This window comes from Alteromonas sp. H39 (assembly GCF_047556435.1).
In the GTDB taxonomy this organism is placed as follows: Bacteria; Pseudomonadota; Gammaproteobacteria; order Enterobacterales; family Alteromonadaceae; genus Alteromonas.
This window is the reverse complement of sequence record NZ_CP180210.1, coordinates 1,978,774-1,992,329: the sequence shown is the minus strand read 5'-3', so window position 1 is coordinate 1,992,329 and position 13,556 is coordinate 1,978,774. Positions and strand designations below refer to the sequence as shown.

Genomic DNA, 13,556 nt, shown 5'->3' with positions numbered 1-13,556 from the left:
GGCCATGGACCAGAATAAAGAGTTAAAAAAAGCAGGCTTAAAAGTCACGTTACCGCGTCTGAAAATTCTCCAAATACTTCAGGAGCCAGAAAACCAGCACATCAGTGCTGAGGACGTGTATAAAATCCTGATTGAACACGGTGAAGAAATTGGTCTGGCTACGGTATACCGGGTTTTGAACCAGTTCGACGATGCCGGCATTCTTAACCGACATCACTTCGAAGGCGGAAAGTCTGTTTTCGAAATTAGTCATAAAGATCATCACGATCACCTGGTCTGTCTCAAGTGCGGTAAAGTTATCGAGTTTGAAGACAATGTGATTGAGCAACGACAGGAAGAAGTGGCTAAACAAAATAAGATGAAGCTGACACACCACAGCCTTTATCTATACGGTGAGTGTACCGATGGTAATTGCGACCAGGCCGATTAAGGCTTTTTCTCGCACAGATACAAAAAAGCCTGCATTTGCAGGCTTTTTTTTGCTCATTGTTACAAGTGACGACCTTCAACTAAATTAAACTACCCGTGAATGCGTGAGGTAACCTTCCGCCTTTTAAAATTAGCGCCCAATAAATCGTTCACTAATAGGCGCTTATACCCCTACTTGCGGCTGCCAACAGGCCACATACAGGCGGCGCGTATTCAGGCTGAAAACTTAATATTATTAAACGCCTGAAGTGCTTGCAGCCAATGTTTCCCAGGCCGGCCATCCGCTACTTTCTGGCCCTCTACCTCCACCACAGGCGAGATTTCTTTGCTGGCACTGGTCAACCATACTTCATCAGCTCGCTTCAATTCTTCCAGCGTAAGGATGCGTTCATGGCATTCAATCCCTGCCTCCAACAACGCTTTCAGCGCGATGTGTCGGGTTATCCCCGGTAATAATTGATGATCTAAAGGCGGAGTAACCACTTTGCCATCAATCACGGCGAAAACGTTACAGGAGCTCGCTTCTGTGATCTCGCCCCTGGCATTATAAAGAATGGTTTCATCCAACCCAGTTTGGTAGCTATGTTGATAATGCATCACATTACCCAACAATGACGTTGATTTGATATTGCATCGCTGCCAGCGTTTATCTTCAGCCAGCGAAACCTTCAGCGGCCGTACGTTGTTAATGTCAGGAATAGGAGGCGGTGCCAGCTCAAACGCAAACGCAAACAACGTTGGGCTGATATCTTTAGGATAAGCATGAAACCGTCTGGTGTCAGCACCACGACTTACATGCAGATACAAGCCGATGTAGCCGCTGGGAATGAAAGATGTGTTCTTTTCAAGTAGCGCAGATACGACTTCCAGCCAGTCTGAGGGTGCCATACCCGAGTGGATATCTAAGGCGGTAAGTCCTTCCTTCATTCGCAACATATGCGCCTCAAACCCTATCGGCTTACCCTGGTGGCAGGGAATGACTTCGTAGATACCGTCACCGAATAAAAACCCCCTGTCCATTGGAGAGATCCTGGCTTCTGTGAGTGGTAGAAACTCACCATTTAAAAACGCCGTGGTCATATTGCTTAGTTACCTGTAATCGCTCGTCGCCGAGATTGTCGCAAAAGATAAGATGCGCGCGCATTATCTGCATCCTGCGGTTGAAATGCCAATTGCTCACCGGGTACCGACTGGGCTATCCGATTAAGATCAGTGGGTGATACACAACCTAGCTTAGGATAGCCTCCCAATGTCTGACGGTCACGCATCATAATGATAGGCTGTCCGTCAGGCGGACATTGTACCGCGCCAAGCGTGATGCCTTCAGAATGCATTTCAGAACGCGCGCATTTTACCGGCGTTCCCGATAAACGGTAGCCCATTCTGTCGATTTTATTGGTTATTTTATAGCAAGAGGTGAAAAACAGTTGCTTCGCCACGTTACTAAACCAAGCGCTCTGGTAGCCTGAGACCACGGAAATCGGGGTATCACATGAATAGTCGGGGCGTACCCATAACGGCACTTCTCTGGCCGCAGCCACTGGCGTATGGGTGGATACTCTAATGTGATCCTCTGCAGAACAGTAACTCCCATCTTCATGGATACCGCCGAGTTTTTCTCTGGCGACGGTACACGCGCTGTGCGCAATATGAGGAACATCCCAGTTACCGCTGATACCAAGGTAATGCCGGGTACCGATTTTGTCTGGCTCGACACGAAGCCGATCCCCTTCTTTCAGTGTTAGCGTTACCCACAGACCGTGAGTTTGCCCATTAACACTTACCTTAGCACCAGGTCCTGTGACAGCTGCATGTAAATCAGAGGTTGCCACAAACTCAGCCGGGCCTACCCATTCGATGGCTGGCGTCCCCTCAGGATTACCACATAACCAGTTTCCCCAAAAGTAGGCATCGTCATCCATGGGGCCGGATTCAGAAAAACCACGTTGCTGATGTATGCCTCGTCCGGCATCAACAATCGCACACATCAGGCCGGGCTCTCGTATAAGCAGACCATTACCGTCCATGCTGTGCCTCCTTAAACTCCTGCTCACTAATTGGAACATAGGTCACGAGGTCCCCTACATTAAGTAACGAACGGGCTTCTTTTGCATTGAACATTGGCACTGGTGTCAATCCAAGCAGGTGCCAGCCGCCGGGTGATTCTGCCGGGTAGATAGCGGTTTGTCTGTCAGCAATGGCCACGGCCCCCTGGGGCACGTGTTGACGGGGTGATGAAAGTCGTGGGCAGGCCAGTTTATCGTCAAGCTCACCAAGGTACGCGAAGCCCGGAGCAAAGCCTACTGCGAACACCCGATATGTCTTCCCACTGTGAAGAGAAATCACTTCTTCGGATGAAAGACCGGTGTGTTCACCGACCAAGTGCAAATCATCAGCACCTTTCGCGCCATACCAAACCGGTATCGTGTGCTCCCTACCCTGCGGATTAGCGCCATGCTCAGAGGTTTTTAAATCATGTATGAAACGATACACCCCATGACTGTCAATTAACTCCGGATGGAAACTTATCACCAGAGAATCATACGAAGGCAGTAGCGCGGCCAGCCACTCTGGTGAAACCGCATCCAGTGCCGCCGTCCAGCGCTGACAGGACTTATTGGCCTCCAGCAGAGGCAGATCATGAAAGTACAAAATGATGGCATTCATACCGGCCGGTTCAATAGCAGAGATGGTATTAAACGGTATCATTCGTTGTTGCTACCGTAATGGTGCTTTTCACCCAGTTTTCTACGCGTCAACGCCAGACGAATATTTTCGGCGATAGCAATGGCACCAGGTGAGTCTCCGTGAACACACAGTGTATCGACCTGCAATGCAAGGCGCTTACCTGACTCAGAAATAATGACTCCCTCGTCCATCAGGGTTTCAGCCTGCGCCAGTGCATCAGAATCACTTAGTACGGCATTGGGCTTAGTACGCGATACCAAATAGCCGTCATCAGTATAGCGCCGGTCTGAGAACGCTTCGAAAAGCAGCGGTATACCAATATCTTCAGCTTGTGCCCGCAACGCGGCATGTTCAGGATGCGCCTGAATCATCAATGCCAGCTCTCCTTTACCGGCCTCATACACGGCTGTCATGACAGTTCGGCGCAGCGCCACATCTTTCATCAAATCATTGTAAAGTGCGCCATGTGGCTTGACGTAACTGACCTTTGAATTCTGCATTTTTGCAAGGCCATCAATAGCCGCTATCTGGTATTGCAGACACGCAGAAAGCTCATCCGGTTTCATCGCCATACTACGACGGCCAAAGCCTTGCAAATCAGGATAGGAAGGATGTGCTCCAATGGTGACATCATGGCTTATAGCCAGCGCGATAGCATTTTTCATCGTCACCGGATCGCCAGCGTGAAAACCGCAGGCAATATTCGCCTGATCGATATACACCATGATTTCTTCATCCACTGGCATGGTCCATGCCCCGAAACTTTCACCTAAATCACAATTTAACATCATAATGGTTTAGCTCTGTTCTCCATTTCGTTATCATGTTACCCGTTCTTTCCTAAAAATCATTCCTCATGTTACACGTTGGTAAAATAAACCGTCTTACAGTTATTGCCGAATTCCCTTTCGGGTTTCAGCTTGCACCACACCGAGACGCTGAAGAAAGCGATCAGGCCACCCTTTCCCGGGACAATGCGCCTGAAGGATTAACCGAAGGTCAGGAACTCTCTGTATTTGTCTTTACGGACAACAGCGGTCAGATGATCGCTACGCCTGACACGCCGAAGATTCAGCGTGACGACACCCGTGTACTGCGTGCCGTTGGCGCTACACATTTCGGCGCCTTTTTTGACTGGGGCCTGGAAAATGACCTGCTGGTGCCAGCTAATCAACAGAACACGCCCGTAAGCGAAGGTATGAATTACGTAGTGCATGCCTTTGTCGATAATGCGACAGGCAGGCTCATCGGCTCTACACGTTTACACCTGTTTTATCCCGAACAGTCCGCATACGCCAAGCCCGGAGACAATGTGACCGCGTTGGTCTATGCAAAAACAGAACTTGGCTACAAAGTACTGGTAAACGAGCAATATCTGGGATTAATTTTCCACAGCGATGCTCTGGTTGCGTTAAAAATCGGGGAATCTGTGCCAGCAGTGGTAAAGCAGGTTCGCGAAGATGGCAAAATTGATATCACCATGCAACGCCAGGATCAGGCTGGCCGGGACGCTCTTCAGCAGGCAATTATTGAAGATCTCATTGCTCACGGTGGCCTCTCGACGCTAACGGATAAAAGTCAACCAGACGCGATTTATAAACATTTTAGTGTCAGCAAAAATGCATATAAGAAGGCGTTAGGAGCATTATTTAAACAGCGTCAGATACTGATTGAAAAAGACGCGATCCGGCTGGCTCCGTCTCGTACTAAACAGAAATAAAAGGACATACAATGAAAGCAACGGTTAACTGGGATGGCGGCTTAAGTTTTACTGGCAATACTGACAGTGGTTACAGCACCGTTATGGACGGGGATGGCAACGCCATTTCTCCGATGGAATCGGTATTGGTTGCCGCCGGTGCCTGCTCCAGTGTGGATGTGGTAGAGATTTTGAAAAAAGGCCGTTTTGCTCTTGCAGAATGCCGCTGTGAACTAGACGCTACCCGCGCCGAGGAGCCACCTCGTGTTTTCACGAAACTGCATGCCCACTACATAGTGAGCGGAGACGGTCTGACAGAAAAAGCCGTTAGCCGCGCAGTAGACTTATCGGCAGAAAAATACTGTTCTGTCATGCTGATGCTGCAAGGTAAAGTCGATATCTCTACCAGCTTTGAAATCATTGAGCAGTAAGTCGTCAGTTTGACCATTTCGGAGGGCGGTTCTGCGCTCTCCTGCTCTGCCTGCCCCCAGCCCCCCTGACTATGTTATTGCTACCATTTCTCATCTTCGCGCAATGACGAACACATCTGACAATGGTCATAACCACCACCTTATAGTTAAAACCACTAATAAGTACGTTGAACGGTACTGACACAAGGGTTAAGAGTTTACGTATGCCATTGTTTTATATAGATAAAATCCAAGATTAATAAAATGGCACAGTCGATGCTGTCTTGCACACAATACTATTTAATTTCGTGCAGGTACTTACCATGGATATAACTAAAAAAACATTTCGCCACTCATTACTCGTTGGAAGCATGCTTGGACTGTCGGTAGCACTAACCGGCTGTGGTAATGCAGAGGCTACGGACACCTCAGAAAAACCAAAAGAAGAAGTGGTTATAACCATCCCGGTAGAAACGCAATCAGTCTCGAGCGGCTCTATCGCTTCCACGTATAACGCCACTGCGATCCTGGAAGCAAAAGAAGAAGCCTTCGTCGTTGCCCGCGCTTCCGGGATTATTGAAGAGATCCTGGTGGAAGAAGGCGATTACGTTGAGAAAGGTCAGGTACTGGCGCAGCTTGATAAGAAACGTTATGAGCTTAATCTGGCCAAAGCAAGAGCAGACCTTCGAGGCATTGAGCAGGAGCTTGCAAAAATCAATGCCGTGTACAGTAAAAAGCTTGTCAGTGAAGATGCATTCCAGAAACTCACGGCACAATATGAGTCTGCTACCGCATCAGTAAAACTGGCTGAACTGGATTTACAAGAAACTACCATCCTGGCACCTATCAGTGGCTATATCGCCGAGCGCAATGCAAAAGTAGGTAACCTGACAGAATCTTTCCAGCGTGAACGTATGTTCCATATTGTTCAGCAACGCGAATTGCAGGGAATTGTTTATCTGCCTGAAAGTGAGCTACCACAAATCCGGAAGGATCAGAAAGCAGCACTCACGGTTTCCGCACTGAATGATCAGGTAGTCACAGGATTTGTAGAGCGAATTAGTCCGGTCATTGATTCTGAAACCGGCACGTTCAAAGTCACATTACGTGTTCCAAATCAGGATGAAGTTCTTAAAGCCGGTATGTTCAGCGAAGTGTCACTACATTACGCAACTCATAATAACGCTACCTTGCTGCCTCGCAAAGCGCTGGTCAGCATTGATAATAGCGTCAGTGTGTTTGTCGTTGAAAATGGTGTTGCCAAGAAAATCGATATCAGTACAGGATTTGAGCAGGGCGATATGGTTGAAGTTATCGAAGGACTCAAGGGTAACGAAAACGTTGTGGTAACAGGGCACCAGAACCTGAAAGATGCCTCTCCAGTGGAAGTGGTGAACAGCCAGGCGTAAGCCTGTTTTTTACCTGCTCATAAGGATATTTACTATGAAACTTGTCGATATCGCCGTAAAGCGGCCGGTAGCCGTTGCTATGTTCACCTTTGCCGTACTGCTGTTCGGAATGGTGTCACTGGGACGACTTTCTGTAAACCTGTTACCTGAACTGTCTTATCCCACACTGACTATCCGCACTGACTACACCGGCGCGGCTCCTGCTGAAGTCGAGCAACTGGTATCAAAGCCGATTGAAGAAGCGATTGGCGTGGTCAAGGGTGTGCGCACAGTGACCTCTACATCCCGTGCCGGCCAGTCTGATGTGGTTCTGGAGTTTGCCTGGGGTACGGACATGGACTTCGCCAGCCTGGAGGTAAGAGAGAAGCTGGATGTACTGCAGTTACCCCTGGATATTGAAAAGCCTCGGCTGTTGCGATTTAACCCGAGCCTGGATCCGATTATAAAGATGGGGGTCGGATTCGCTGATTCGGCCACTCAGCAGGCATCAATAGACCAGATGAAGCGTCTGCGTCTGTATGCTGAAGAACAAATTAAGCGAAACCTGGAATCAATTGAAGGGGTTGCCTCGGTAAAAATTGGCGGCGGACTGGAAAATGAAATCCAGGTGCTTATTGACCAGCAGCGCGCCAGTCAACTGAATATCACGCTGTCTTCCATCATTGAACGGCTCGAACGTGAGAACGTCAATACTGCCGGAGGTCGCGTCGAAGATGGCTCTCAGGCCTTCTTGGTAAGAACCCTGAATCAGTTTGATAACCTCGATCAGATCCGTAATGTTTATGTCGGACGATTTGAAGGTCGCAATATACAGCTTAAAGACGTCGCCACTGTCACCAACACCTACAAAGAACGTGAAGCCATTACCCGCTTTGACGGTATTGAGGGAGCTGAGATAGCGATATATAAAGAAGGTGATGCCAACGCTGTCGATGTCGCCGCCCGCGTTAAGCAAGCTCTGGATAGCATTCGTAAAGAGATGCCTGACAACTATCAGCTTACTCTGGTTTATGATCAAAGCACATTTATTGAACAAGCAATAGACGACGTAAAATCTGCTGCGCTGATCGGCGGTATGTTAGCAATGCTGGTGCTGTATCTGTTTCTGCGTGACTTCTGGCCTACCCTTATTATTTCTGTTTCTATTCCTGTTTCTGTGATTGCCACCTTTAATCTGATGTATGGCAACGATATCAGCCTGAATATTATGAGTCTGGGTGGTATTGCGTTAGCAGTAGGACTGTTGGTAGATAACAGTATTGTGGTACTGGAAAACATCGATCGTCACCGCAAGCGTCAGCTTGATAAATACGATCGCAAAACCGCGGCTGCCCTGGGAACCAAAGAAGTGTCTGGCGCGATTCTGGCTTCGACGCTCACCACAATGGCAGTATTTGTTCCGCTGGTTTTCGTTGACGGCATCGCCGGTCAACTCTTCCGTGATCAGGCGCTTACGGTGTCTTTTGCGCTTGCAGCATCACTGATTGTCGCACTGACACTGATACCAACACTGGCTAGCCGCCAGAAAAACGTGCAACAGGCGCACACCGATGTCTTTCACTCAGAAGAAAAAGCAAAGCCTGCAACCTGGTATGGCAAAATATTTTACTGGCTCACCTTCCCTGTTCGCCTGATTTTACGCGTTGCCTTTGTGTATCTTCCGGCTGCGCTTATGACGTTAGTCATCGGCACCTGGCATATTATTTCTAAAGCACTGCACTGGTTGTTTAAACCACTGGCGTGGTGTTTCGCTGTCATGTTCAGTGGCATTGAGAAAGCTTACGACAAGTTGCTTAGCCTGGCGCTGGCTGCCCGTGTCGCGGTGCTTACTATTGCCCTGGTAGTGACCGGTCTCTCTGTTGTGCTGCTGCCTCGGCTTGGTATGGAGCTCATCCCCAGTATGTCACAGGGAGAATTTTCTGTTGAGGTATCGCTGCCCGCCGGCGCCAGAATTGACCAAACGGATCGTTTACTTTCGCAGCTCGCCGACGTCGCTCAACAACAGGATGGTGTAGCACGCACCTACTCTCTGGCAGGCACCGGTTCACTTGTCAGCGCCGCGCCCAGTCAGGGTGGCGATCACTGGGGCAGACTGAACGTAGTGATGCAGCCCGCATCAGATGACGTAGCGTTACAGCAGGTTCGCGAAGCGCTTCGTAATTACTTATCCCGACAGGCTGGTGTACAAAGCCAGTTTGGCGAACCAGAGTTGTTCAGCTTCGACGCGCCAATTCAGATAGAAATTCAGGGTTATGATTTAACCCAGCTTATGGCTACCAGTCAGCGCCTGACAGAGTCACTGCAGGCCGAAGACAGATTCGCGGATGTCACCAGCACACTGCGTACCGGTAACCCGGAACTAAAAATCGCGTTTAACCATGCCAAACTTGCCCGCCTTGGACTGGAGGCGCCAACAGTATCAGAGCTTATCGCCGCGAAAATTGGCGGTAAAGTGGCGACACAATACAGCATGGAAGATCGCAAAGTGGATGTGCTGGTGCGAACACAAGATGCTCAGCGCGACAACATCAACGATATTAAAGAAATCATTGTCAACCCGGGTAGTGAGCGTCCGATTCCGCTTGCCGCGGTTGCCGATGTCTATATGAGTGTTGGTCCGAGTGAAATTACGCGGGTCGGTCAGCAACGCGTGGCGCTGATCGAAGCCAACCTGACCTATGGCGACCTCGCACAAGGTGTTGCCGCGGCAAAACGCATCATTGACGATACCAGCATACCACTTAGCCTGCGTGCAGAAATTGCAGGTCAAAGTGAAGACATGCAGCAAAGCTTTCAGTCGTTGCAACTGGCGCTTGCTCTGGCCGTATTTATGGTTTACCTGGTGATGGCGTCTCAGTTTGAATCGCTCCTTCATCCTCTGTTGATTCTGTTTGCGGTTCCGCTGGCCGGTGCAGGTTCGATTTATGGTTTGTGGCTAACCGGCACCCATTTAAGTGTCGTGGTCTTTATCGGACTGATTATGCTGGCGGGGATTGTGGTTAATAATGCTATCGTGCTGGTTGACCGCATTAACCAGCTGCGTGCGCAGGGTATGGAAAAACAGGAAGCCATTATTGCTGCGGGTAAAACGCGTCTGCGTCCCATTATTATGACTACCCTTACGACCATTCTGGGCTTATTGCCTATGGCGATTGGATTTGGCGAAGGAGCGGAAGTCAGAACCCCAATGGCCGTTACTGTCATTTTTGGGCTGCTGTTTTCGACCCTTCTGACACTTATCCTGCTGCCGGTACTATACAGCCTGTTCGACACCAAAAAGTTCGACGCTGTCGAGGTGACTGACAAGGAGAAAGTCTATGGATAAGTTCGCAAACGCCGGCGCCGGGCTTGCCCGGTTCGCCATGAATCGTCCGGTCACCGTCTGTATGGTATTTCTCTCTATGCTGCTGTTTGGCATTGTTGCGGGGCGCCTGCTCCCGCTGGAAAAATTTCCTGGTATCGATATTCCGCAAATGGTGGTTGAAATTCCCTACCGTGACGCCACGCCCTCGGAAGTGGAGAGAATGATTACCCGCCCCGTCGAAGAAGCTATCGCGACAATGTCTGGCATTAAGCGTTTACGTGCCAGCTCTTTCGAGGATAAAGCAGAAATCTTCGTTGAATTTGCCTGGGATGAAAACGTGAAGGCGAAAAGTATCGAAGCGCGTGAAAAAATTGACGCCATCCGACACTTGCTGCCTGATGATGTGGAACGCGTGATGGTATACAAGTTCAATACGAATGATATGCCCATTTTCCAGCTACGGGTATCCAGTGACCGCGACTTATCCAGTGCCTATGATTTGTTAGACAGAAACCTGAAGCGTCCTCTTGAGCGTGTACCTGGAGTATCGAAAGTTGAACTTTACGGTGTATTAAAAAAGCAAATCAGCATTCGTCTGAAACCTGAAAAGATAGCCGCGCTGCGTATTGATACTGACCGTCTTGGCACAACGCTTCAGCAAGCCAATTTCTCAATGACCGCCGGACATATCTACGCGATGGACCAGAAAGTTCTGGTGAATCCAATGGGTGAATTTACCGATATGGATGATATCCGCAACCTGTGGATAAGAGACGGCGTTCGCCTGTCTGACATTGCAGATGTTGCGTATGAAATTCCCAAACGCAATGAAGGCAGACATTTGGACCGCACGTTTGCGGTTGGCTTTAATATCTTTCGTGAATCAGGAAGTAACCTGGTTGATGTCTCAGAACGCGTAATGGCCGTTGTAGAGAAGGCAAAAAGCGACCCGGCGTTTAACGGTATCAATCTCTTTGTAATGGACGATATCGCCAAAAGCGTGACCTCGTCATTAGGTGACCTGATTTCAGCCGGCTTACTGGGTGCTGTCTTATCCGTTGTTGTGTTGTTCCTGTTTTTGCGTCAGCTCTCTACCACCTTAATTGTCGTATTGTCAGTCCCCGTTTCTATTTGCATCACCTTAGGGTTGATGTATTTGATGGGATATTCGCTGAATATTTTGTCGCTCATGGGGCTGATGCTGGCAATTGGGATGCTGGTGGATAACGCGGTTGTTATCACCGAAAGCATCTTCCAGGAACGCAGTGCAGATGACAACGCGATTCGGGCCACGCAGCGCGGCGTGGGAAAAGTCAGTCTGGCAGTGATCGCCGGTACCGCCACCACGGCCATTGTCTTTCTTCCCAATATTGTTGGCGTAAAGATTGATTTAACCGTTTTTCTGGAACACGTGGCTATTGCTATCTGTATCTCGCTGTTTGCATCACTGCTCATTGCACAAACGCTCATTCCCTTGTTGGCTGCACGTATCAAAGTACCGCAACAAAAATCGGCAAAACAGCCTGGGTATATTGCACGTTATGGTCGCATTTTGCACTGGACCATGCGTAACCAGGGTAAAACCGCGGCAATTGCTGTTCTGATTCTGCTAAGCACCGCCATACCGATGGGGGTGGTTACGGGTGATGAGGAAGGCAATGATAATCAGGAGCGGATCTGGCTCAACTATCATATTGTGCAAAATTACTCGCTCGAAGAAGTTGAAGGCACCGTAAACAAAATGGAAGCGTTTCTGTATGACAATCAGGAAGCATTTCATATCAAGCAGGTGTATACCTATTTTCAGGCAGGCCACGCCGTTTCCGGTATTACCCTTAATGACGACTTACCGGTAAGTGTCAGCGAAATTAAAGAGAAAATCCGCGAGGCCATGCCGACGTTCGTCAGAGCCCGCCCCTCTTTCCAATGGGAGTCGGGAAATGGAGGCGGCGTGCGGCTGACGCTATTGGGTGAGTCTTCTGACCGGCTGTTGCAACTGTCTGAGCAGATTGTTCCTGTGCTGTCGAATGTCGAAGGGCTCGAGGATGTAAAAGCGGATACCGGCTCAAAACGCGATGAACTTCAAATACGCATCGATCGGGAAAAAGCCCATCGCCTGGGCCTGAATGTCAGCGATGTAGCGGCGCTGGTCGCCACTGCGCTGCGTGGCAATAACTTACGTACCTTTCGTTACGGTGATGCCGGAGAAGTGGGAGTCAGACTGATGTACGGGCAAGATGTGCAATCTTCACTTTATGCCCTTAAAAATATCAACATCACTCATCTTCAGGGCCAAAGCATCACGCTGGATATGGTGTCAGATATCACCGTTGCCCAGCAGCTTTCACAGATTGACCGACATTATCGTCAAACCGCATTATCCATTGGTGCCAACCTGGCGGATGATCTTACCGTCGAACAAGCCCGCGAGCGCATCGAATCGGCAATGAGCTACATCGCCTTGCCCAGTGGCTACAGCTGGACGCTGGATGGCAGCTTCCGTCGCCAGGATGAGGCTAATGCGGTGATGCAAATGAATATGTTATTGGCTATCTGCATGATTTACGTCGTGATGGCAGCATTATTCGAGTCGCTGCTGCTACCGACGGCAGTCATAACCTCACTACTTTTCTCTTTCACAGGCGTGTTTTGGGCGTTCATGCTGACCGGCACGTCAATGTCAGTCATGGGCATGATTGGCATGCTTATACTGATGGGGATTGTGGTGAACAATGGCATTGTTCTGGTAGACAGAATCAATCAGTTAATTGAACAGGGGGAGAGTCTGTTTGATGCGGTTGCGGATGGATGTCAGTCACGGATCCGACCGATTTTGATGACCGTAGCAACTACCGTACTTGGTCTGTTACCTCTGGCATTTGGCAGCACGAGAATAGGTGGCGATGGCCCTCCCTATTCCCCCATGGCCATCGCCATTATCGGAGGACTGATATTCTCAACGCTCACCAGTCTTTTCCTGGTGCCGCTGGCTTACGTGCTGCTGCTGAAGCTCCGCTTCCATACCCAACGTCTTATGGCTGAAAGTCGTGCTCGGGTATCCCGCTGGGTAAGGATATGATCCGAGCATAACTCGCCAACAATAGCCATCATGACGGGTGCCCCGATAGTTACGCCAAAGTCGGCGCACCCGTTTGCTTAGCCAGAGCACGATTAGCTGCGCGAAGTCAGGTATTCGTAAACTGCATTCGCATCACGCTTCATTGAAAAGTCAATCAGCGTTTCGCCATTGCAAGTCAAACCATCTTCCGCCGTTACCATGCGCAGTACTTCACGTTGGCTGGCACCAATACGACCGACGTTGCGAGACAAGTTAGCGCGCAATACTTTGATGTCATCCATTACAATGGCTTTGCAGAATCCAGAGAACTGCGTATCACCAACAAAACGCACGTCTTTTTGCGGAGCCGCTGCTAGTGCGCTTCCTGAAGCCGCAACCATACCCAATACCATTGCAAGTGCTTTTACAGTTTTCATCATTTAATCCTCATGTTTTGGCAAACTCTGTATCGCCAGGCTTTGCTGCCCTGGCGCTATTAAGTTATGCCTCATCTGAAAATAAATTACTGTTGGAATATTGTTGTAAGTGGGTAAATAGG

General features: G+C 49.3%; 11 protein-coding genes. 6 read left to right on the top strand and 5 right to left on the bottom strand.

Annotated features, from left to right (window positions below; genetic code table 11):
* The first annotated feature begins 4 nt into the window (after nt 1-4).
* Nucleotides 5-430, top strand: a complete 426-nt coding sequence (gene fur, locus ACLBLI_RS08785; protein ID WP_218309624.1) for a ferric iron uptake transcriptional regulator — start codon at nt 5-7, stop codon at nt 428-430.
* Between the two features lie 212 nt (nt 431-642).
* Here the strand turns inward: fur and ACLBLI_RS08780 are convergent, their stop codons facing one another.
* From ACLBLI_RS08780 to ACLBLI_RS08765, 4 genes are read right to left on the bottom strand one after another with little or no spacing between them, the layout of a single operon-like run.
* Nucleotides 643-1,509: an aminotransferase class IV gene (locus tag ACLBLI_RS08780; RefSeq protein WP_414830704.1), complete on the bottom strand. Its 867-nt coding sequence runs from the start codon at nt 1,507-1,509 to the stop codon at nt 643-645.
* A 5-nt stretch (nt 1,510-1,514) separates the two neighbouring features.
* The gene (locus ACLBLI_RS08775) at nt 1,515-2,456 is read right to left on the bottom strand and encodes a biotin-dependent carboxyltransferase family protein (protein WP_414830703.1); all 942 of its coding nucleotides are present in this window, start codon (nt 2,454-2,456) and stop codon (nt 1,515-1,517) included.
* Nucleotides 2,446-3,138, bottom strand: a complete 693-nt coding sequence (locus tag ACLBLI_RS08770; RefSeq protein ID WP_414830702.1) for a 5-oxoprolinase subunit B family protein — start codon at nt 3,136-3,138, stop codon at nt 2,446-2,448. The genes ACLBLI_RS08775 and ACLBLI_RS08770 overlap by 11 nt, the downstream gene beginning before the upstream one ends.
* A complete protein-coding gene (locus ACLBLI_RS08765) occupies nt 3,135-3,908 on the bottom strand; it encodes a 5-oxoprolinase subunit PxpA (RefSeq protein ID WP_414830701.1) in 774 nt (257 codons plus the stop codon). The genes ACLBLI_RS08770 and ACLBLI_RS08765 overlap by 4 nt, the downstream gene beginning before the upstream one ends.
* Before the next feature lie 65 nt (nt 3,909-3,973).
* Here ACLBLI_RS08765 and ACLBLI_RS08760 point away from each other — a divergent pair, with 65 nt between their 5' ends.
* From ACLBLI_RS08760 to ACLBLI_RS08740, 5 genes are all read left to right on the top strand, one after another.
* Nucleotides 3,974-4,837 carry a S1 RNA-binding domain-containing protein gene (locus tag ACLBLI_RS08760; RefSeq protein ID WP_414830700.1) on the top strand — a complete coding sequence of 288 codons (864 nt, stop codon included), beginning with the start codon at nt 3,974-3,976 and terminating at the stop codon, nt 4,835-4,837.
* 11 nt (nt 4,838-4,848) lie between these two features.
* A complete protein-coding gene (locus ACLBLI_RS08755; RefSeq protein WP_414830699.1) occupies nt 4,849-5,247 on the top strand; it encodes an OsmC family protein in 399 nt (132 codons plus the stop codon).
* Nucleotides 5,248-5,549: 302 nt separating this feature from the next.
* Nucleotides 5,550-6,635: an efflux RND transporter periplasmic adaptor subunit gene (locus ACLBLI_RS08750; protein WP_414830698.1), complete on the top strand. Its 1,086-nt coding sequence runs from the start codon at nt 5,550-5,552 to the stop codon at nt 6,633-6,635.
* Nucleotides 6,636-6,669: 34 nt separating this feature from the next.
* On the top strand, nt 6,670-9,960 hold the full coding sequence (locus ACLBLI_RS08745; protein ID WP_414830697.1) for an efflux RND transporter permease subunit: 3,291 nt from the start codon (nt 6,670-6,672) through the stop codon (nt 9,958-9,960).
* Complete coding sequence (locus ACLBLI_RS08740) at nt 9,953-13,018, top strand: efflux RND transporter permease subunit (protein ID WP_414830696.1); 3,066 nt, start codon at nt 9,953-9,955, stop codon at nt 13,016-13,018. Before ACLBLI_RS08745 ends, ACLBLI_RS08740 begins: the two co-directional genes overlap by 8 nt.
* 92 nt (nt 13,019-13,110) lie before the next feature.
* Here the strand turns inward: ACLBLI_RS08740 and ACLBLI_RS08735 are convergent, their stop codons facing one another.
* A complete protein-coding gene (locus ACLBLI_RS08735; RefSeq protein WP_414830695.1) occupies nt 13,111-13,437 on the bottom strand; it encodes a DUF3718 domain-containing protein in 327 nt (108 codons plus the stop codon).
* Nucleotides 13,438-13,556: the final 119 nt, after the last annotated feature.